At 72.8% G+C, this 20041-nt stretch carries 17 protein-coding genes; 4 read left to right on the plus strand and 13 right to left on the minus strand.

All coding sequences use genetic code 11. The features are described 5' to 3' along the window. Positions 1-11 precede the first annotated feature (11 nt). Entirely contained in the window at positions 12-1799 is a 1788-nt protein-coding gene (locus BMZ30_RS03360; protein ID WP_093375031.1) for a phospho-sugar mutase, read from the minus strand. Continuing rightward, positions 1799-2623, minus strand: a complete 825-nt coding sequence (locus BMZ30_RS03365) for a purine-nucleoside phosphorylase (RefSeq protein ID WP_093375033.1) — start codon at positions 2621-2623, stop codon at positions 1799-1801. Before BMZ30_RS03365 ends, BMZ30_RS03360 begins: the two co-directional genes overlap by 1 nt. 86 nt (positions 2624-2709) lie before the next feature. Between BMZ30_RS03365 and BMZ30_RS03370 the strand changes: the two genes are divergently transcribed. Then, complete coding sequence (locus BMZ30_RS03370; protein WP_093375035.1) at positions 2710-4137, plus strand: NAD(P)H-quinone dehydrogenase; 1428 nt, start codon at positions 2710-2712, stop codon at positions 4135-4137. Between the two features lie 9 nt (positions 4138-4146). On the opposite strand, the gene BMZ30_RS03375 is transcribed toward BMZ30_RS03370, so the two are convergent. The 5 genes from BMZ30_RS03375 to efeU all read right to left on the minus strand — a co-directional run bounded on the left by BMZ30_RS03375 (position 4147) and on the right by efeU (position 10349). Next, positions 4147-4821 carry an HAD hydrolase-like protein gene (locus tag BMZ30_RS03375; protein ID WP_229828279.1) on the minus strand — a complete coding sequence of 225 codons (675 nt, stop codon included), beginning with the start codon at positions 4819-4821 and terminating at the stop codon, positions 4147-4149. A 22-nt stretch (positions 4822-4843) separates the two neighbouring features. After that, positions 4844-6820 carry an endonuclease/exonuclease/phosphatase family protein gene (locus tag BMZ30_RS03380; protein WP_093375037.1) on the minus strand — a complete coding sequence of 659 codons (1977 nt, stop codon included), beginning with the start codon at positions 6818-6820 and terminating at the stop codon, positions 4844-4846. A gap of 32 nt (positions 6821-6852) precedes the next feature. Beyond that, entirely contained in the window at positions 6853-8193 is a 1341-nt protein-coding gene (gene efeB, locus BMZ30_RS03385) for an iron uptake transporter deferrochelatase/peroxidase subunit (protein WP_093375039.1), read from the minus strand. A gap of 34 nt (positions 8194-8227) precedes the next feature. Next, positions 8228-9436, minus strand: a complete 1209-nt coding sequence (gene efeO, locus BMZ30_RS03390; protein ID WP_093375041.1) for an iron uptake system protein EfeO — start codon at positions 9434-9436, stop codon at positions 8228-8230. Positions 9437-9497: 61 nt separating this feature from the next. After that, complete coding sequence (gene efeU, locus BMZ30_RS03395) at positions 9498-10349, minus strand: iron uptake transporter permease EfeU (protein ID WP_093375043.1); 852 nt, start codon at positions 10347-10349, stop codon at positions 9498-9500. Between the two features lie 227 nt (positions 10350-10576). On the opposite strand from efeU, the gene BMZ30_RS03400 reads away from it, so the two are divergent. Further along, a complete protein-coding gene (locus tag BMZ30_RS03400; RefSeq protein WP_093375727.1) occupies positions 10577-11179 on the plus strand; it encodes an NADPH-dependent FMN reductase in 603 nt (200 codons plus the stop codon). Here the strand turns inward: BMZ30_RS03400 and BMZ30_RS03405 are convergent. The 5 genes from BMZ30_RS03405 to BMZ30_RS03425 all read right to left on the minus strand — a co-directional run bounded on the left by BMZ30_RS03405 (position 11176) and on the right by BMZ30_RS03425 (position 17891). Beyond that, positions 11176-11676, minus strand: a complete 501-nt coding sequence (locus tag BMZ30_RS03405; RefSeq protein ID WP_093375045.1) for an NUDIX hydrolase — start codon at positions 11674-11676, stop codon at positions 11176-11178. The genes BMZ30_RS03400 and BMZ30_RS03405 overlap by 4 nt on opposite strands. 5 nt (positions 11677-11681) lie before the next feature. Further along, positions 11682-13361 carry a glucose-6-phosphate isomerase gene (gene pgi / locus BMZ30_RS03410; protein WP_093375047.1) on the minus strand — a complete coding sequence of 560 codons (1680 nt, stop codon included), beginning with the start codon at positions 13359-13361 and terminating at the stop codon, positions 11682-11684. Between the two features lie 89 nt (positions 13362-13450). After that, positions 13451-15226: an acetyl/propionyl/methylcrotonyl-CoA carboxylase subunit alpha gene (locus BMZ30_RS03415; protein ID WP_093375049.1), complete on the minus strand. Its 1776-nt coding sequence runs from the start codon at positions 15224-15226 to the stop codon at positions 13451-13453. Between the two features lie 152 nt (positions 15227-15378). Further along, positions 15379-16020: a Maf family protein gene (locus tag BMZ30_RS03420; protein WP_093375051.1), complete on the minus strand. Its 642-nt coding sequence runs from the start codon at positions 16018-16020 to the stop codon at positions 15379-15381. 191 nt (positions 16021-16211) lie between these two features. Continuing rightward, entirely contained in the window at positions 16212-17891 is a 1680-nt protein-coding gene (locus tag BMZ30_RS03425; protein ID WP_093375053.1) for a DUF885 domain-containing protein, read from the minus strand. 122 nt (positions 17892-18013) lie between these two features. Here BMZ30_RS03425 and BMZ30_RS03430 point away from each other — a divergent pair, with 122 nt between their 5' ends. Both BMZ30_RS03430 and BMZ30_RS03435 read left to right on the plus strand, forming a co-directional pair. Further along, on the plus strand, positions 18014-18676 hold the full coding sequence (locus tag BMZ30_RS03430) for a vitamin K epoxide reductase family protein (RefSeq protein WP_093375055.1): 663 nt from the start codon (positions 18014-18016) through the stop codon (positions 18674-18676). Between the two features lie 73 nt (positions 18677-18749). Continuing rightward, complete coding sequence (locus BMZ30_RS03435; RefSeq protein WP_093375057.1) at positions 18750-19904, plus strand: acyltransferase family protein; 1155 nt, start codon at positions 18750-18752, stop codon at positions 19902-19904. Here BMZ30_RS03435 and BMZ30_RS03440 read toward each other — a convergent pair. Next, positions 19825-20040 (minus strand): acyl-CoA carboxylase epsilon subunit, encoded by a 216-nt coding sequence (locus tag BMZ30_RS03440; protein WP_229828277.1) that lies wholly within the window; start codon positions 20038-20040, stop codon positions 19825-19827. The genes BMZ30_RS03435 and BMZ30_RS03440 overlap by 80 nt on opposite strands. Position 20041: the final 1 nt, after the last annotated feature.

Consider the following 20041-nt stretch of genomic DNA (forward strand, 5'->3'; position numbering starts at 1 on the left):
ACAGCGTGCGGCTACAGCCCCAGCGCGGTCCGCAGCTCGTCGCGGATCGCATCGAGCTTCTCGCGGGCGGCACGCCGCGCGGTGCCGAGGTCCTCGAACGACGCATCGGCGGCGACCGGCGCGACGACCTCGAGGTAGCACTTCACCTTGGGCTCGGTGCCCGACGGCCGCACGATCACCCGGGTGTCGTCCGCGGCGATCAGCCGCAGCCCGTCCGTGGGCGGCAGGCCATCCGCGCCCTCGGCCAGGTCCACCACGGACACGACCGGGGAGCCACCAAGCGTCGCCGGCGGAGCGCTGCGCAGCCGGGCCATGGTCGACGGGATCTGCTCGAGGTCCGTGAACCGGGCCGAGAGCTGGTCGCTCACGTACAGGCCGTGCTCGCGTGCGAGGTCGTCGAGCGCGTCGACGATGCTGCGGCCCTGGGCCTTGAGCTGGTCGGCGAGCTGGACGAGCAGCAGCGCAGCGCTGATGCCGTCCTTGTCCCGGACGTGGATCGGGTCGACGCAGTAGCCCAGCGCCTCCTCGTAGCCGAACACCAGGCCCGGCTCGCGGGAGATCCACTTGAAGCCGGTGAGCGTCGCCGAGTGGGCGTAGCCGTGCGCGGCAGCGATCTTGCTCAGGAGGCGCGAGGACACGATCGAGTTGGCCATGCGTGCGCCGTCGGCAGGCGTGGTGCCCTGCGCGCGCTGCGCGACGGCCGCGCCCAGGAGGGCCCCGACCTCGTCGCCGTGCAGCATGCGCCACCCGGTGTGCCCGGCCGAGCTGGGGCCCGGGTGGTACTCGGCGTGCGGGTCGCGGACGGCGAGGGCGCAGCGGTCCGCGTCCGGGTCGTTCGCCACGACCAGGTCAGCCTCGGTTTCGATGGCGTACGCGAGCGCGAGGTCGATGGCCCCGGGCTCCTCGGGGTTCGGGAAGGACACGGTGGGGAAGTCCGGGTCGGGCTGCATCTGTGCCTCGACGGGCAGGACGTCGGTGTAGCCAGCCGCTCCGAGCACGGTCATGATCGTCTCTCCGCCCACGCCATGCAGGGGCGTGTAGACGACCTTGAGGTCCCGCGGGGTGGTCGGGTCGGCGACCACGGCGAGGTCGATCACGCTCGCCCGGTAGCGCTCGGCGACGTCGTCGCCCAGGACGGTCCAGCCGGACTCGGCCCGAGGGACGTCCGCCACGGCACGGACTGCGCCGATGTGTCGCGCGATGTCCGCGTCGTACGGCGGCACGATCTGCGCGCCCCGGCCGGAGTCGGTGACGACCTGGCCGCCGAGGTACACCTTGTAGCCGTTGTCCTCCGGCGGGTTGTGGCTCGCCGTGACCATGACGCCCGCGTCGGTGCCGAGGTCCCGCACAGCGAACGCGAGCACGGGGGTGGGCAGGGCGCGAGGGAGCAGGTGCGCGTCCACGCCGGCGGCCGTCATGACCGCGGCGGTGTCACGGGCGAACGTCTGGGAGTTGTATCGCGCGTCGTAGCCGATCGCGACGCTGGGACGCTGCCCAGCGCGCGCCTCGAGGAGGAACGCGGCCAGACCCGCGGCGGCGCGGATGACGACCGCGCGGTTCATCCGGTTGGGTCCACCGGCCATGCGGCCGCGCAGGCCCGCGGTGCCGAACTGGAGCAGCCCGGAGAAAGCGTCCGCGAGGGCGTCCTGGGCGAGCGGCGCAGCCGGGTCCTCGAGGTCGATGTCGAGCAGCGTCTGCAGCTCGGCGCGCGTGACGGGGTCGGGGTCGTCCGCGATCCACGTCGCCACGCGCTCGCGCAGCGCGTGGTCCGGTGCGAAGGGCTCGGGCTGCTGGCTCATCAGAGCCGCCCGACGATCTGCGCGAGCAGCGCCGAGATGCGGGGCCCGGCGTCGCGGCCGGCCTCGATGACCTCCTCGTGCGAGAGGGCGGTCGCGGAGATCCCGGCGGCGAGGTTGGTGACGAGGGAGATGCCGAGGACGTCGATGCCGGCCTGGCGGGCCGCGATGGCCTCGAGCGTGGTGGACATGCCGACCAGGTCCCCGCCCAGACGCCCGGCCATGCGGACCTCGGCGGGGGTCTCGTAGTGCGGCCCGCGGAACTGGACGTACACGCCCTCGGGCAGGGACGCGTCGACCTCGCGAGCGACGTCACGCAGGCGGCTCGAGTAGAGGTCCGTGAGGTCCACGAAGTTCGCGCCCTCGATGGGCGACGTCGCCGTGAGGTTGAGGTGGTCGCTGATCAGCACCGGGGTGCCGGGCGTCCAGTCCGGGTTCAGACCGCCGCAGCCGTTCGTCAGGATGATGCTGCGCACACCTGCGGCGGCGGCGGTGCGCACGCCGTGCACGACGCGGCGCACGCCGCGGCCCTCGTACAGGTGGGTGCGCGAGCCGAGCACGAGCGCGTGGCGGTCCGAGTCGCCGATGCGGATCGACCGGAGGGTGCCGACGTGGCCCTCGACGGCCGGAGCGCTGAAACCGGGGATGGAGTGGCTCGGGATCTCGGCGACGGTCTCGCCGATGAGCTCGGCCGCGCCGCCCCAGCCGGAGCCGAGGACGAGGGCGACGTCGTGCTGGGCGACACCCGTCTCTGAGGCGAGGAAGGCGGCGGCGTCGCGCGCGACGTCGAGAGGATCAGTGCTCGGGTCGTCGAGTGAGAGGGTCATGCTCCGAGGCTAGCGCCCGGGCGGCACCGCGCCCTCGTGTGCCCACGGCGTTCGGCCCCGTGTCCGCATGTTGGCACAATGGTCAGATGACCACCGCGAACCTCGACCGCCCGGCCGCCCGCATCGTCATCATCGGGGGTGGTCCCGGTGGTTACGAGGCAGCCCTCGTCGCGCGGCGGCAGGGCGCCGACGTCACGATCGTGGAGCGCCAGGGCATGGGCGGGGCCGCGGTGCTGACCGACGTCGTCCCGTCGAAGACGCTCATCGCCACGGCCGACTGGATGACCATCGCGGCGCGCGCCGGCGACCTCGGGATCTCGTTCGGTGCCGGTGCGCCGCAGCCCCGGGTGGACCTCGAGGCGGTGAACACCCGCGTGATGGCGCTCGCGGCCGCGCAGTCGGCGGACATCCGCGCGCGCCTCGAGCGCGAGGGTGTGCGCCAGATCGTCGGGACCGGGCGCGTCACGTCGCCCTCGACGGTCGTCGCGACCGCGCCGGACGGCACCGAGACGACGCTGGAGGCCGAGGCGATCCTCGTCGCGGTCGGGGCGACTCCGCGCGAGCTGCCCGCGGCGCGCCCGGACGGCGAGCGGATTCTCAACTGGACCCAGCTCTACCGCCTGACGGCGCTGCCTGAGCGGCTGATCGTCGTCGGCTCGGGCGTCACGGGGGCGGAGTTCGCCGGGGCCTACAACGCGCTCGGCGTCGACGTCGTGCTCGTCTCCAGCCGTGACCACGTGCTTCCCGGCGAGGACCCGGACGCGGCCAGCCTCATCGAGGAGGTCTTCCGCGACCGCGGGATGACCGTGATGTCGCGCTCGCGGGCGGAGTCGGCCCGCGTGGTCGGCGAGGGGCCCGACGCCCACGTCGAGGTCACGCTCGCGGACGGCCAGGTGATCGAGGGCTCGCACGTCCTGGTCGCTGTCGGGTCGGTCCCGAGCACGGCGGGCATCGGCCTCGAGGAGGTCGGCGTCGCGCTCACCGAGTCTGGGCACATCGAGACCGACCGGGTCTCGCGCACGTCGGTCGCCGGGATCTACGCGGCGGGGGACTGCACGGGCGTGTTCCCGCTGGCCTCGGTCGCGGCGATGCAGGGACGCATCGCGATGGCTCACGCGCTCGGCGACGCGGTCCGCCCGATCCGGCTTCGCACGGTCGCCGCGAACATCTTCACTGCGCCCGAGATCGCGACCGTCGGATCGAGCGAGAAGGCGCTGCAGGAGGCCGCGTCCAAGTACCGCGTCACGACCCTGCCGCTCAACCGCAACCCGCGCGCGAAGATGCTCGGCATGCGGCACGGGTTCGTCAAGCTCTTCTCCCACCCGGACGCCGGCGTCGTGCTCGGCGGCGTCGTCGTGGCGCCGCGCGCGAGCGAGCTGATCTTCCCCATCACGCTGGCGGTCGAGCACCGCCTCACCGTCGACGAGGTCGCCGAGGCGTTCACCATCTACCCCTCGCTGTCCGGCTCGATCGCCGAGGTCGCCCGCATGGGCCACAACCGCCGCACGGACTGAGAGGCGTCGTCAGCGCGCCAGGATGAGGTCGGCCAGCTCCGCGGGGGAGTCGACGACGCCGAGCGCACCTGCCGCGACCAGCTCGCCCTCGTCGGCGTAGCCCCACGACACCCCCAGGCATGCGAGGCCGTGCTCCCGCGCACCGTCGACGTCGTGGTGCCGGTCGCCGACCATGAGCGTGCGCTCGCGTGCGGGCACCGGCTGGGCAGCGTCGAGCTCGGCGAGCGCGTAGGCGATGACGTCGCCCTTGCGGGCCCGGGTGACCTCGTCGAGGCTCGCGCCGTACACGCCGTCGAGGAACGGGTCGAGCTCGAACCGCGCGGTGAGCTCGCGGGCGTAGGGCTCGGGCTTGGAGGTCGCGACGGCGAGGCGCACGCCGGCCTCGCGGAGGTCCGCCAGGACGTCGGTGATCTGGTTGAAGACGCTGTTCACGTACATCCCGCGCACGGAGAAGTCGGCCCGGTAGGTGCCGACCACGTCACGCAGCTGCTCGGCGGTGAAGCCGTGCGCGAGGAAGCTCTCGGTGATCGGCGGACCGACGAAGCGGCGCAGGGTGTCGGCGTCCGGCACCGGTACGCCGTAGTGGTCGTAGGTGTGCACGATCGAGGACACGATGCCCGGAGCGGAGTTCATGAGCGTGCCGTCGAGGTCGAGCAGGACGAGGTCGTAGCCCGGGGAAGTCACCCCGCCATTCTTCCGTACCCGCTCAAGGCACCCGGATGACGGCGAGGAGCGGGCGATGGTCCGACGTCGCGTCGTCGAGCACCTCGAGCGACTCGAACGTGACGTCGCGCCCCAGCACCCAGTCGATGCGCACCTGCGGGTCGTGGGCGGGGAACGTGAGGGCGGCGGGGTCGCCCGCGGTGTCCTGGGCGCTGGTCCACCCCGCGTCGGTCAGCAGGTCGGGCTCGGGCCAGCCGGGCTCGGCGTTGAGGTCGCCCGCGAGGACGGCCGACCCGTCCGCGAGCTCCGCGGCCAGCAGCGCGTCGAGCTGGGCGAGGCGGGTGGGCGTGTTCTCCGCCCGGTGCTGCAGGTGCGCGCTCGTGACCGTGAGGTCGGCGCCGGTGCCCGGCACGGGGACGGTCGCCGTGACGGCCGAGCGCCACTGCGGACCGTCGCCGTACGGCAACCGGGTGCGCACGACGCCGGCGGGCATCTCGGTGCTCGGGTCGAGGAAGCGCGGGGCGACGAGCAGGACGTTGACGAACTGCCGGTCGGCGGCTGGCGCCGCGACGAACCGCATCCCGGTCGCGCGCGCCAGGTAGGTGGCCATGTCGGCCCCGCCGCCCATCACCCAGCCGCGGGAGACCTCCTGCAGCGCGACGACGTCGGGGTCCGCGCCGCGGATCACGTCGGCCAGCCGGTCGAGGTCGACGCCGGGCGCGGGCGTGACCCCGAAGTGCACGTTCCAGCTCAGCAGCCGCACGACGGGCTCGGCACGCACCGGGCCGAGCTCGGGGGCCGGCGCCGCGTTGAGGGCCGACCCGACGAGGCCCACGACGACGACGACGCCGACGGCGGGCAGGAGGGAGCGGCGGGCGGCGGCGGGGCTCGGGGCAGGGACGTCCGTCAGCGTGCGTCCGGCAGCCCACGCGCCGCGTGCCGCTCCGGCGCCGAGCACCACCGCCGCGCCCACGAGGACCAGGTGGTTGGGAAAGCCCAGGGGGACGTCGTAGTCGAGCTGGTAGACCAGCAGCGGCACGATCGTGCCGAGACCCGCGGCGCTCGCGGCACCCGCGCGGGCGAACGGGCCGCGCGGGTCCGTGACGGGTCGGTCCCAGGCGGCGGCGAGGCCGGCGGTGAGGAACGCCATGAGCATGGCGGCCATGACTCCGAACCCGACGGCGAGCGACGGGTCCGCCACCGCGCCGCGGTCACCGAACGGCAGGCCCACGGCCGCGAGCGTGACGGCGGCGAGCAGCGCGTGGAACGGTGCCGACCACCGGCCGGACCGGGGGTAGCGGGCGCGCTCGGTCGGGATCGTCCACAGCACGAGGACGGCCGCGGCCACGAGACCGCCGACGACGACGACGCCGGCCCACGGGAGCGAGAGACCGAGCTGGCTCGCGAGGTACGCCGGGTTCGCGGCGACGGCCACGACGATCGCCAGGTACGGGCCGAGCGTCCAGAGGCCGCGCACCGCACCACCAGGCTCCCCCCGGACGGTCCACGCCGTACCGATCGAGGCCGCTACCAGCACCAGCGTCACGGACCACCCGGCGACGTCGTGGCGCCACACCGCGTCCCAGGTCCCGAGCATCAGGCTGACGCCCGCCGCGCCGACGGCACCCGTGCTCACCGCGAGGGCCGTGGCCCCCGGCGAGCGCTTCGCGGTGAGCCCGACCGTCAGGACGAGCACCCCGACGGCGACGGCCACCGCGACCAGCGCGACCACGAACCGCGCGTCGCCGCCGAGCGCCTGGACCGCGAGGCGCGCCACGCCGAGGACCACGACGCCGGTGTGCACGGTGCGTCCCGTGACCGTCCGCCCGCGAGCGAGTGCGGTCACGACGATCCCGGGCGTGGCATAGGTGACGAGCGCGACGACCGCGGCCACGACGACTCCTGCGTTGAACGCCCGGTCGAACATCGGGCCGCTCGCGCGCACGAGCTCGACGGTGAGGGCGGTGACGAGGGAGACGAGCACGAGGGGGGCCGCGATGCTGCGGCTGCGGGACGTCATGGGCCGAGGGTAGCGGGCACCACCCGGGGCAGTCAGGCGAAGAGCTGCTCGCCGACGAATGCCCCGTCGGTGGGCGAGAGCCGGGCGCCGTCGGGCACGCCCGGTGGTATCGCGAAGAGGCCTGACCCGGTGTGCCGCAGGTACTCGACGAGCAGGTCGTTGCGGGCCATGGCCGTCTGCATCGGGACGTACTGCCGGGCGGGGTCGCGGACGAAGGCGAGGAAGAACAGCCCGGCGTCGAGCCTTCCGAGACCGTCGGAGCCGTCCGTGTAGTTGTACCCGCGACGCAGCATGCGGGCGCCGTCGTTGCGGTCCGGGTGGGCGAGCGCGACGTGCGAGGCGGGATCGATCAGCGGTGCGCCGCCGCGACCGGCGAGCGCGAAGTCCGGCGCGGTGTGCTCGTCGCCGCCGGACAGCGGCGCCCCCGAGGCCTTGGTGCGACCCACGAGCGTCTCCTGCTCGCGGAGAGAGGCGCGGTCCCAGGTCTCGATCGTCATGCGGATGCGTCGAGCGACCAGGTACGAGCCGCCCGCGAGCCACGAGGCGCCAGGGTCGTCGTCCGCGCCCACCCAGACGTGCTCCGCGAGCGCGGCGCTCTCCTCGGCCATGATGTTCGCTGTGCCGTCCTTGAACCCGAAGAGGTTGCGTGGCGTCGTCTGAGCGGTGCTCGTCGAGGACGTGCGGCCATAGCCGAGCTGGCTCCAGCGGATCGCGGCCGTGCCGAAGGCGATCCGCGACAGGTTGCGCACCGCGTGCACGGCCACCTGGGGGTCGTCCGCGCAGGCCTGGATGCACAGGTCCCCGCCGGTCCGTGCGGGGTCGAGCGTGTCGCCGGGGAAGTGCGGCAGGTCGGTCAGGAGCGCCGGGCGCCGTTGCGCGAGCCCGAACCGGTCGCGGCCCTCGGCGTCGGCGAACAAGGACGGGCCGAAGCCGAAGGTGATCGTCAGGCCCGAGGGCGGCAGGCCCTCCGCCTCGCCCGTGTCCGACGGCGGCGCGTCATAGGGGCTGGCCGTGAGGTCGCCGGCAGGGAGGCCGCGCACCATGCGGTCCGCCGCGTAGGTCCAGCGACGCAGCAGGGACTCGAGCGCCGTGCGGCTCGTGCTGGTGACGTCGAACGCGGCGAAGTGGAGGCGGTCCTGGGCCGGGGTGACGATCCCGGCTTGGTGTGCGCCTGTCAGGGGGTACGTCCGGGTGGCGCTGGGCGCCGCCGTGGCGGGCGCGGCACCGGAGGAGCGAGCGTCCGCGACGCCATATCCGCCTATGCCTCCGAGCCCCACGGCGGCCAGCCCCGCACCGGCGAGCCCGAGCAGGCTCCGCCGGGACAGCGTGCGCGGCTCTCGTCCGGGCTCGGCGGTGTCAACGACGTCGTCCATGGTCACCTCGACATGATCGAACGGGCGTGGATGGTCACAGGACGACGGCAGCCGTCAGCCGCGACAGCGGCTCGCTGAGCGCGTCGACCGCCACCGAGAGCTCCTTGACCTCGTCGGTGTCGAGCTCGGTGTAGGCAACAAACCCGTCGCCCGCGCGGTGCTGGTCGAGCAGGCCCTGCAGCTCGGCGAACCGGGTGTCGAGCTGTTCGACCAGCGCAGGGTCCTTGACCACCGTGACGTCCCGCAGACCGTCGTAGGCGACGCGGGCACCGTCCAGGTTCGCCTGGAAGTCCCAGAGGTCCGTGTGCGACCAGATCTCCTCCTCGCCGGTGACCTTGCCGGTGGCGACCTCGTCCAGGAGGCCCTTCGCGCCGTTCCCGATCGCGTCGGCGCTGATCTCGGCCGCGAACTCGGCCGAGTGCGTGCGGTCCATGAGGTCGCGGGTGTCGGCCAGCAGCTGGTCCGCGTAGGTGTCGCGCTGCTCCTGCGTGAGCGGGACGTACTCCTCGCCGCCGTTGGCGGCGGCGGTGGGCTGCCACAGGTCCTTCTCCAGCAGGTGCCAGCCGGTCCACTCCTCGCCCTCGGCGAGGTCGGCCTGGCGCAGGTCCATCCGCGGGTCGAGGTCGCCGAACGACTCGGCGACCGGCTCGATCCGCTCCCAGTGCACGCGTGTCGGGGCGTAGAGGTCGCGTGCCGCTTCGTCGTCGCCGGACTTGTAGGCCGTGACGAACGCCTCGGTGCCGGTCAGCAGCTGCTCGGTCTGGTCCTTGACGTAGGCGACGTATCCCGTGGTCGCTGCCGTGATCTGGTCGGCGAGCTCACCGGTCGGGGCGACGTCGGCGCCGGAGTCGGTCACCGTGAAGGGTGCGCGGATGCCGTCGCCGACCATGCCGGGCTTGCACGCGGTGAAATAGTCGCCCGGCTTGGCGACAGTGACGAGGTCGCGGGAGAGCCCGGGGCCGATGTTCTCGACCTCGGCGACGATCCGCAGACCGTCCTCGGCGAGCAGGTAGAACTCGGTGACGTCCGAGCCGGCGTTGGTGACGGTGAAGACCAGGTTGCCGGAGGGGGCGGTGGACGCGGAGAGCGTGCACGCGCTCGCGGTGGACTCGACCGTGAGCCCGGCGGGCCCGCCCGCGGTGCCGGACGAGTCCGCGGCGGGGGCGTTGTCGACGCACCCGGCGAGGGCGGTCATGAGTGCGAGAGCGGCGAGGGGGCCGACGGCGCGGGAGGCGCGAGACATGAGTGGTCCTTCTGGTCGTGACGCGGCACCGGGCCGCGCGAGGTGGTGGTCCGAGGGGAGGTCAGGAGGCGGCGACGGCGGGGGCCGCAGGCCGGGGGGCGGGGAGGCTGGGGGTGAACCACGCGCTGCGGACGAACAATGTCAGCACCGGCACGACATAGGCGACCCACGCGCCGGCCTCGAGCCAGGTGGTGGCCGGGGAGAAGTTGAAGATCCCCTTGAGGAGGGTCGCGTACCAGGACGACGGCGGGACTTGCGCCGAGACGTCGAACGCGAGGCTGTGCAGCCCGGGGAGCAAGCCGGCTTCCTGGAGGTCGTGCACGCCGTAGGCGAGCACGCCCGCGGCGACGACGACGAGGAAGACGCCGGTCCACGCGAAGAACAGACGCAGGTCCAGGCGGACGGCACCGCGGTACACGGCCCAGCCCAGCGTGACCGCCACGGCGAGACCGAGCACCGCACCGAGGAGCGGGGTGGTGCTGGTGCCCGTGGCCTGGGCGCCCGCCCACAGGAAGAGCGCGGTCTCCAGCCCTTCGCGGCCGACGGCGAGCAGCGCCATCACGACGACGGCCCCCTTGCCCGCAGCGACGGCGTCGTCGAGCCGGTGCTGGAGATCGGCCTTGAGGTGCCGGGCGGTCTTGCCCATCCAGAAGATCATCCAGGTGATGAGCCCGACCGCGAGGATCGACAGCGTGCCCCCGATCGCCTCCTGGGCCTCGAAGCTCAGGCCTTTGGGACCGAAGGTCAGCGCGGCGCCGAACGCGAGCGACACGGCGACGGCGACGCCGACGCCCGTCCACAGCGCAGGCAGGAGGTCGCGCCGCTGGGTCTTGACGAGGTAGGCGACGAGGATGCTCACGACGAGCGCGGCCTCGAGCCCCTCGCGCAGGCCGATCAGGAAGTTGGCGAGCACGGGAGTGGTCCTTCGGGCGGACGGACGGGGAGGATCCGGCATGGGCAGGTGAGGCTTGCCTTACCGGACGCCGCTGAGACTACTCCTGATCGACGAATATGCGCACACCCGTGTTGCGTATCTCCAGACTCGGGGTGCCGGTCCGCGTGCAGCCCGCCACGATGGAGACCGGTGCGGACCGCCCGCACGCCCGGCCGGCGCGCCGGGCAGCAGCGAAGGGAACGACCATGACCTTCACGATCGGCTACCTGATCGGCAGCCTCTCCTCCGGATCGATCAACCGCACGCTCGCGGGTGCGCTCGTCCGCCTCGCCCCTGACGACCTGGAGCTCCGGGAGATCCCGATCAAGGACCTCCCGCTCTACAGCGACGACTACGACGACGCGTATCCGCCCGCGGGCACAGCGCTCAAGGAGGCGATCGAGGGCGCGGACGGGCTCCTGATCGTGTCGCCCGAGTACAACCGGTCGATCCCCGGTGCGTTGAAGAACGCGATCGACTGGGCGTCTCGCCCCTGGGGCACCAACTCGTTCGCCCGCAAGCCCACGGGCATCATCGGCGCCTCGCCGGGTGGTATCGGGACGGCCGTCATGCAGGCGCAGATGCGCAGCGTGCTGAGCTTCCTCGATGCCCCGCAGCTGAACTCGCCCGAGGCCTACATCACCTTCAAGCCCGAGGCGTTCGGCGAGGACGGTCAGGTGCACGACGACTCGACGCGGAAGTTCCTGACGCACTACATGGACGAGTACGCGGCCTTCGTGCGGCGCGTGCTCGACGTGGATGCGCAGGGACACATCGGTGACCCCGAGGCGAACGCGACGAAGGGCTAGGCCTCGAGCCGGGCGCGCAGGCTCGGCCAGGCGGCGGCGAACGCGGGCAGCAGGGGGAGCGCGGCGACGCCGTCGGCCGGGACCCAACGAATCTCGAGCGACTCCGGGTCCGAGGCGTACACGAACCCCGGCGCGTCCGGAGCGAGCCAGGCGAGGATCGTCGTGTACCGCCAGGGCCCGTGGTCGAGGACGAGCTCGTCGAACGGCTCGACGTCGGTCGGTTCGATCGCCGCTTCCTCGTGGGCCTCGCGCAGCGCGCCCTCGAGCGCGGACTCGTCGGGATCGACGGCGCCGCCAGGCACGCCCCACGTCCCGCCCTGGTGGCTCGCGAGCGACCGGTGCTGCAGCACGACGTCGATCGTGCCCGACGGCGTGTGCCGCGCGAGGAGGAGCCCCGCCGCGCCGTGGAGGCCCCAGTGGCGGGACCCGCAGGTGCACTCCACCCAGCCGTCACCCGGGCGTCGCGAGAACGCCTCGTGCGGCTGGGTGGAGTCCATGGGTGCTACTTGCGGTTCGCCCGGTAGTACTCGATCAGGCCGCGGGTCGAGGGGTCCTGCGCCTCGATGGCCGCGGTGTCGCCGCCGACCGCCGGGGCGATCTCCGTGGCAAGCTTCTTGCCGAGCTCGACGCCCCACTGGTCGAAGCTGTCCAGTCCCCAGACGATGCCCTCGACGAACGTGATGTGCTCGTACAGCGCGATGAGCTGGCCCAGCACGGACGGCGTGAGCGCGGGGGCCATGATCGACGTCGTCGGCCGGTTGCCCTCGAACACGCGCGCGGAGACGACCTCCTCGGCGGTGCCCTCGGCCCGGACCTCGTCCGCAGTCTTGCCGAACGCGAGCGCCTTGGTCTGGGCGAAGAAGTTCGCGAGGAACAGCTCGTGGACGTCGGCCTCGCCGTCGCGCAGCGGGTGCGCCGGGGTGGCGACGGCGATGAAGTCGGCCGGGATGAGCCGGGTGCCCTGGTGGATCAGCTGGTAGAACGCGTGCTGGCCGTTCGTGCCGGGCTCGCCCCAGAACACCTCACCGGTGGCGGTGGTGACGGGCGAGCCGTCCCAGCGCACCGACTTGCCGTTCGACTCCATGGTCAGCTGCTGCAGGTACGCCGGGAAGCGGTGCAGGTGCTGGGCGTAGGGCAGGACGGCATGGGTGTGCGCGTCCATGAAGTTCACGTACCAGACGTTGAGCATGCCCATGAGGACCGGCACGTTCTGGTGGAACGGCGTGGTGCGGAAGTGCTCGTCCATGGTGTGGAAGCCCGCGAGGAACTCGCGGAACCGCTCGGGACCGATCGCGATCGCGAGGGAGGTGCCGATCGCCGAGGGGACGGAGTAGCGCCCACCCACCCAGTCCCAGAACCCGAACGCGTTGGTCGGGTCTATGCCGAACGCCTCGACCTTGTCCAGGGCGGTCGAGACGGCGACGAAGTGCTTCGCGACGGCGGCCGTGCGGGAGGCGTCGGTGTTCTCGATCGCGTCGGCCGCCGCGAGGGTCTCCCACAGCCACTCCCGAGCCAGGCGCGCGTTGGTGAGGGTCTCGAGGGTGCCGAAGGTCTTGGACGCGACGATGAACAGCGTCGTGGTCGGGTCGAGGTCCGCGATGGTCTCGGCGACGTCGGTCGGGTCGATGTTGGACACGAAGCGCAGCTCGATGTCGCCGGCGTAGGGCTTGAGGGCCTCGTACGCCATGACGGGGCCGAGGTCGGACCCGCCGATGCCGATGTTGACGACCGTCTTCACGGGCGCGCCGGTGACGCCGGTCCAGGCGCCGGAGCGGACCTGCTCCGCGAACGCGCAGACCTTGGCGAGCTCGGCCTGGACGTCGGCGTCCACGTCCTGGCCGTCGACCGTCAGGCGCGGCTCGGCGCCCTCGGGGCGGCGGAGCGCGGTGTGCAGGACGGCGCGGTCCTCGGTGACGTTGATGTGGTCGCCGCGGAACATCGCCTCGGTGCGGCCACCCAGGTCGACCTGCTCGGCGAGCTGGACGAGCAGGCCGAGGATCTCGTCGGTGACGACGTTCTTCGACAGGTCGACGTGCAGGTCGCCGGCGGTACGGGTGAGGCGCTGGGCGCGGTCCGGGTCGCTCGCGAACCACTCCCGCAGGTCAGGGCGCAGGGCGTCGCGGTGCTGGGACAGCTCGTGCCAGGCCGCGGTGGTCGTGGCGTCGATCGGTGTGGTGCTCACGGGACTCCTTCTCGCAAAGTGACGGGTCTACCGTAGGCCCATCCTCCACCAGGTCCACCGGGACGTCTTGCCCGACGGCGCCGTGGGCGTCAGTCGATGACGCACACGGTGGTCCCGGCCGTGAGGCCGTCGCCCACCTTTGCCGCGAGGTCCCGCACCCTCCCGGCGCGGTGCGCCAGCAGCGGCTGCTCCATCTTCATGGCCTCGAGCACGACGACGAGGTCGCCCGCCTCGACCGTGTCGCCGTCGGCGACCGCGACCTTGACGATCGTGCCCTGCATGGGCGAGGTGAGCGTGTTGCCGCCGGACGCCGTCGTGCGCGTGCCGCCGTTGCGGCGGGGGCGGCGTGCGGGCCCGCGGGCGGCCCCGGGACGGCCGAGGCTGAGGCCGGCCGGGATGACCACCTCGAGGCGCTTGCCGCCGACCTCGACGACGACGCGCTCGGTCGTGGGCGCGGGGGAGTCGTCGGTCTCGGTCTGGGCGGGGGCGCGGCCGAGCGTGGCGAGCGTGTCCGCGAACGTGGTCTCGATCCAGCGGGTGTGCACCCGGAACGGCGCGTCGTCGGCCGGGACGAAGTCCGGGCAGTCCATCACGGCGCGGTGGAACGGCACGACCGTGGCGATGCCCTCGATCTCGAGCTCGCGCAGGGCGCGCCGGGCGCGCTGGGCGGCCTCGCGGCGCGTGGCGCCGGTGACGATGAGCTTGGCGATCATCGAGTCGAAGGAGCCGGACAGGACGTCGCCCTCCTGGACGCCCGAGTCCACGCGCACGCCGGGGCCGGTGGGGAAGCGCAGGCGGGTGATGCGGCCCGGGGTGGGCATGAAGCCGGCGGCCGGGTCCTCGCCGTTGAGGCGGAACTCGAACGAGTGGCCGCGCGTGTCCACGTGGTCGTAGCCCAGGGGCTCGCCCGCCGCGATGCGCAGCTGCTCGCGCACGAGGTCGATGCCGGTGACCTCCTCGGTGACCGGGTGCTCCACCTGCAGACGCGTGTTGACCTCGAGGAACGACAGAGTGCCGTCGAGCCCGACGAGGAACTCGCACGTGCCGGCGCCCACGTAGCCGGCCTCGCGCAGGATCGCGGCCGAGGCGCGGTAGAGCTCGGCGGTCTGGGCCTCGGTGAGGAACGGCGCCGGGGCCTCCTCCACGAGCTTCTGGTGGCGGCGCTGCAGCGAGCAGTCCCGGGTGGAGACGACGACGACGCCGCCGTGGTAGTCCGCGAGGCACTGCGTCTCGACGTGCCGCGGGGAGTCCAGGTAGCGCTCGACGAAGCACTCGCCACGGCCGAACGCGGCCGTGGCCTCGCGCACGGCGGAGTCGTAGAGCTCGGCGATCTCCTCGTGGGTGCGGGCCACCTTGAGACCGCGCCCGCCGCCGCCGAACGCCGCCTTGATGGCGATGGGGAGGCCATGGTCGCGGGCGAAGTCCTGGACCTCGCTCACGTCCGTGACCGGGTCCGGGGTGCCGGGCACGAGGGGGGCGCCTGCGCGGGCCGCGATGTGGCGTGCGCTGACCTTGTCCCCGAGGGCGTCGATCGCCGCGGGCGACGGGCCCACCCAGACCAGGCCGGCGTCGAGCACCGCACGGGCGAAGTCGGCGTTCTCCGCGAGGAAGCCGTAGCCCGGGTGCACGGCGTCGGCGCCGCTGCGCCGTGCCACGTCGATGAGCTTGGCGACGTCGAGGTAGGTCTCCCCGGAGGTCGCCCCGCCGAGGGCGAAGGCCTCGTCGGCCAGCCGGACGTGCAGCGCGTCCCGGTCGGGGTCGGCGTAGACGGCGACGCTCGCGATCTCGGCGTCGGCGCAGGCGCGGACGATGCGGACGGCGATCTCGCCGCGGTTGGCGATCAGGACCTTGGTGATGACGGGCACGGCTCACCGTAACGCGCCTGGTGGGACCCGCTGGTGGTCGACGCGGGAGGCGGTCAGAACATTGGCGGGCGGTCCAAGGACCTCAGCGCTGCGTTGTGGGGATCTGACAACTCGCCAGCACGAACGGTCCGGGGGCGCTCCCGTGGTTGTCGTCAGTGCACAACGGCAGGGGCGACCGGTCCGGTCGCCCAGAGCTCGTGGAACGCCACGCCGACCTCGCCGAGCAGGGCCCGCAGCAGGGGCAGGCTGACGCCGACGACGCCGTGGTAGTCGCCCGTGATCGACTCGACGTACGGCCCGCCGAGCCCGTCGACGGTGAACGCGCCGGCGACCCGCAGGGGCTCGCCGGTCGCGACGTAGGCGTCGATCTCCGCGTCGCTGAGGTCGGCGAACCGGACGCCCGTCGCGCTCGTGCGTCCGACGGCGCGGCCCGGGGCACCGTCGCGCAGGTCGACCAACCAGTGCCCCGTGTGCAGCACGGCCTCGCGCCCGCGCATCGACCGCCAGCGGGCGATCGCGACCTCCGGCGTGCCAGGCTTGCCGTAGATCTCGCCGTCGAGCTCGAGCATCGAGTCGCAGCCCAGGACGAGGTCGGTCTCTGGTGCGGTCGCCGCGACGTCCTCTGCCTTGGCGCGCGCGAGCGTGAGGACGGCGTCACCGGGGGACAGCGGGCCAGCTGCCGCGAGGACGGCGTCCTCGTCGACGGCCGAGACCTGGACGGCGGGCTGGACCCCGGCCGCGCGGAGGGTGCTGAGGCGGGCGGGAGAGGCGGAGGCGAGCAGGAGTCGGGTCACCGCACGAGCGTAAGTGAGAGGACCTTTGTCCCGCTGTTCTGGCGGGCCCGCGGGACCATCATGGAGACGTGGAGAGCGAGGGGTCTTCCTCCCACCGGGCGGCTCGCGCCGCCCCCTGAACGAAGCGTGGGTGCCCGCCGGGCATACGTACCCCTCCGGAGCCAGGCGGGCACCCACGTTTCACTCGTCTGTCAGGTCAGAGCCTCGCGCAGCACGTCCAGGCCGACCGACCCGAGGTTCAACGCGCGCTCGTGGAACGCCCGCAGGTCGAGCTCCTCGCCGCGTGCCGCCGCGGCCGCGCGGGCGGCGTCGCGAGCCTGCTCCCACAGGCGCTGCCCCACCTTGTACGACGGCGCCTGGCCCGGCCATCCGAGGTAGCGGTTCAGCTCGAACCGCACGAACTCCTCCGGCATGTTGACGTTGGCGCGCAGGAACTCCCAGCCCTTGTCCGCGTCCCACGTGCCGCCACCCCACTCGGGAGGGCACGGGAGCTGCAGATGCATGCCGAGGTCGACGACCACGCGCGCGGCGCGCAGCCGCTGGGCGTCGAGCATCCCGAGCCGGTCGCCCGGGTCGTCGAGGAACCCGAGGTCGGCCATCAGGCGCTCGGCGTACAGCGCCCAACCCTCGCCGTGCCCAGAGACCCAGCAGCCCAGCCGACGCCACGAGTTGAGGGTCGCACGCTGGAAGACCGCCTGGCCCACCTGGAGGTGGTGGCCCGGGATGCCCTCGTGGTAGACCGTCGTCAGCTCGCGCCAGGTGTTGAACTCCTCGACGCCCGGGGGCACCGACCACCACATGCGTCCAGGCCGCGTGAAGTCGTCCGAGGGCCCGGTGTAGTAGATGCCACCGGTCTGGGTGGGGGCGATCTTGCACTCGAGGGTGCGCAGCGGCTCGGCCACGGTGAAGTGCGTGCCGTCGAGGGCGGCGATCGCCGCGTCCGAGGTCTCCTGCATCCACGCCTGCAGCGCGGCGGTGCCGTGGAGCTTGCGGGCCGGGTCCGCGTCGAGCGCGGCCACGGCGTCCTCGATGCTCGCGTCCGGCCCGGCGACCTCGTGCGCGATCGCCTGCTGCTCGGCGACCACGCGGGCGAGCTCCTCGAGCCCCCACGCGTATGTCGCGTCGAGGTCGACGGTGGCGCCGAGGAAGTAGCGGGACCACAGGGCGTAGCGCTCCCGCCCGGCCGCGTCCTCCGGCCGGGCGAGCTCGGCCATGTCGCCGACGAGGAAGTCGGCGAGCGTCGCGTAGGCGCCGATCGCGCCGACGGCGGCGGCGTCCAGGTTGGCCCGCAGCCCTGCGGGCAGGTCCGCCGGTGCGCCGTCGACGAAGGTGCGGAAGAACGACGTCGTCGGCTCGGCGAGCTCGCGCGCCTGCGCCGCGGCCTCGGCGACCTGACGGCGCGCGGCCGCGTTGCCCTGGGCGGCCCCGGCGCGCAAGGACTCGACGTAGCCGTCGACGGCGCCGGGCAGGCCGGCCATGCGGCTCGCGATGTTCGCCCAGTCCTGCTCCGTGGCCGTGGGCATGATGTCGAAGACGTCGCGCAGGTCCTGCACGGGTGAGGAGATGTTGTTCAGGCTCGCCAGGTGCTCTCCGGCCTCCGCGAGCTCGACCTGGAGCCCGAGGCGTTCCCGCATCGCCGCGACGGTCACCCGGTCCACGTCGTCGGCAACCTCGACCGTGTCCAGCTCGCGGAGGGTGGCGCGGTCGAGGTCGGTCTGGGCGGCGAGCCCCGCGGGGGAGTAGTCGCCGATCAGGTGGTCGTAGCCGCTCAGGCCCATGGCGGTCGCCGCGAGCGGGGCGAGCTCGGCGGTGGCCACGAGGTACCGGTCGGCGAGGGCGTCGACCGCGGTGGGGGTGCGTTCGGAAGTCATGGGGCGAGACTAGGTCACCGCGCGGCGCAGGTCCCGAAGCCAGGCTGGGCGCGAGGACGAACGTCCCGCGCGCCCCAGGGTCCGTACCCGCACGATGGGGAAGGACACTGAGGGGAGTCACCATGACGAGCACCATCCAGACGCAGGAGCCGCGGGCGCGCAGGGCGCGCCCCGACGCCGTCGCGATGCCAGGCTTGCGTCACTCGCGGCGCTGGATCTTCGGGACCATGCTGTTCTCCGCCGTCTGCAGCCTGATCGCGGCCTTCGTGCTGTCGATCGATGCGCTCGAGCTCGCAGCCGACCCGGGCGCCGACCTGGCCTGCAACATCAACGCCGTGCTGAACTGCGGCGCGGTGGGGATATCGCCCCAGGCCTCGCTGTTCGGGTTCCCCAACGCGTTCCTCGGCATGATCACCGAGCCCGTGGTGATCACCATCGCCGTCGCTGCGCTCGCGGGCATCCGGTTCCCGCGCTGGTTCATGTTCACCGCGCAGGTGATCTACTTCCTGGGCCTGGTCTTCGCCTACTGGCTGTTCGCGCAGTCGATGTTCACGATCGGCGCGCTCTGCCCCTGGTGCCTCGTCATCACGGTCGGCACCACGCTCGTGTTCATGACGCTGCTGCACTACAACATCCTCGAGGGCAACCTCTACCTGCCCGACGCCGCCCAGGAGCGTGCGCTCTCGCTCGTCCGCAGCGACGCGGACCTCTTCCTCACGGTGGGCTGGTTGCTCCTGCTGGCGTCGAGCATCGTGCTCAAGTACGGCTCGGCCATCATCGGCTGATCTGACGTTCACCCTGGTCCGTTAGGGTGTCGGCGGCAGCAGGGGCGAGCAGGGGACGCAGGGGGCAGCACGGATGAGCAACGCGAACGCGCCGAGGGCGGAGCGCACGGCCAGGGATCCGTGGCTGGACAACGCCCGGTTCCTCGCGGCAACGCTGATCCTCGTCGTGCACTTCGCCAAGCAGGTTCCCGGTGACAGCACGACGATCGACCTGCTGAACTACGCGACCTGGCCCATGCGGGTCCCGCTGTACGCGCTCGTGGCCGGGTTCTTCTCGAGTGCTGCTCCGCTGGAGGGGCGCCGCGCCGTGGCGTTGCTGCGCAACGTCTTGTTCGTCTACCTCGCGTTCGAGCTCCTCGCGACGGCGCACAAGTGGGCGCTCACGGGAGTCCTGGCGTTCAACCCTGCGGAACCGTCGTTCGCCCTGTGGTTCCTGCTCGCGCTGTTCCTGTGGCGCGTCACGCTGCCGCTGGTGGCCAACCTGCGCTTCCTGCTGCCCGTCGCGGTTGCGGCCAGCGCCGTCGCCTGCCTCGTCCCGTCCCTGGGTGCGGACCTCGCGGCCGCCCGCACGATCGGCTTCTGGCCGGTGTTCCTGGTGGGGTGGAAGCTCAAGCAGGTGGGGCTCCACCGTGTGCTGGGACCCGGGTGGGTGCGGTTCGTGGCGGCGGCGGTCCTCCTGGCGTGGGCGGCGTTCTGCTACGTGCAGATGGACACCTTCGAGGCGCGCTGGTTCTCGATGCGCAAGCACCACTCCGGCACCATGGCCGAGGAGCTCACCGAGGCGCTGGTCCGGCTCGGTCTCGTCACGGTGGCGGTGCTCGGGGCGCTGTCCCTGCTCGCGCTCGTGCCGCGGCGGCGGTTGTGGGCCGTGACGTACCTCGGGTCCGGCTCGCTGTACGTGTACCTGCTGCACCCGTTCGTGCTGCGCGAGGTCGAGCGGACGGACTACTTCCAGTCTGTCGACAGCCTGCCGGAGATCCTGCTGCTCCTGCTGGCCGGCGCGGTGCTCGCCTGCGTGCTCGCGTCCCCACCTGTGCGTCGTGCGCTGCGTTGGCTGGTGCAGCCGCGCTACACGTGGCCGTTCGTGACTGCCGGGGCGCCCGCGGCGGCGATCGTCGAGGTGCGCCCGTCCGTGGTGGACGCCGTCTCTAGCGCAGCGACCAGCGCCACGCCGTCGCCGGCGGGTTCCCGCGCAGACCGCGCGAGCGATCAGCCCAGTGCCCGCTGAGGTCACCGCCGTCGTCGTCTGACGGGGCCTGCTCGCCTGCGGCCAGACCGGCGACGAGGGCCGCGAGCTCGAGGTCGTCGGGCACGCCACGCACGACCTGCATGCCCGGGCGCACGGACGCCTGGTCCTCGCTCACG

The organism is Flavimobilis marinus, from assembly GCF_900113055.1.
Classification (GTDB): Bacteria; Actinomycetota; Actinomycetes; order Actinomycetales; family Cellulomonadaceae; genus Flavimobilis; species Flavimobilis marinus.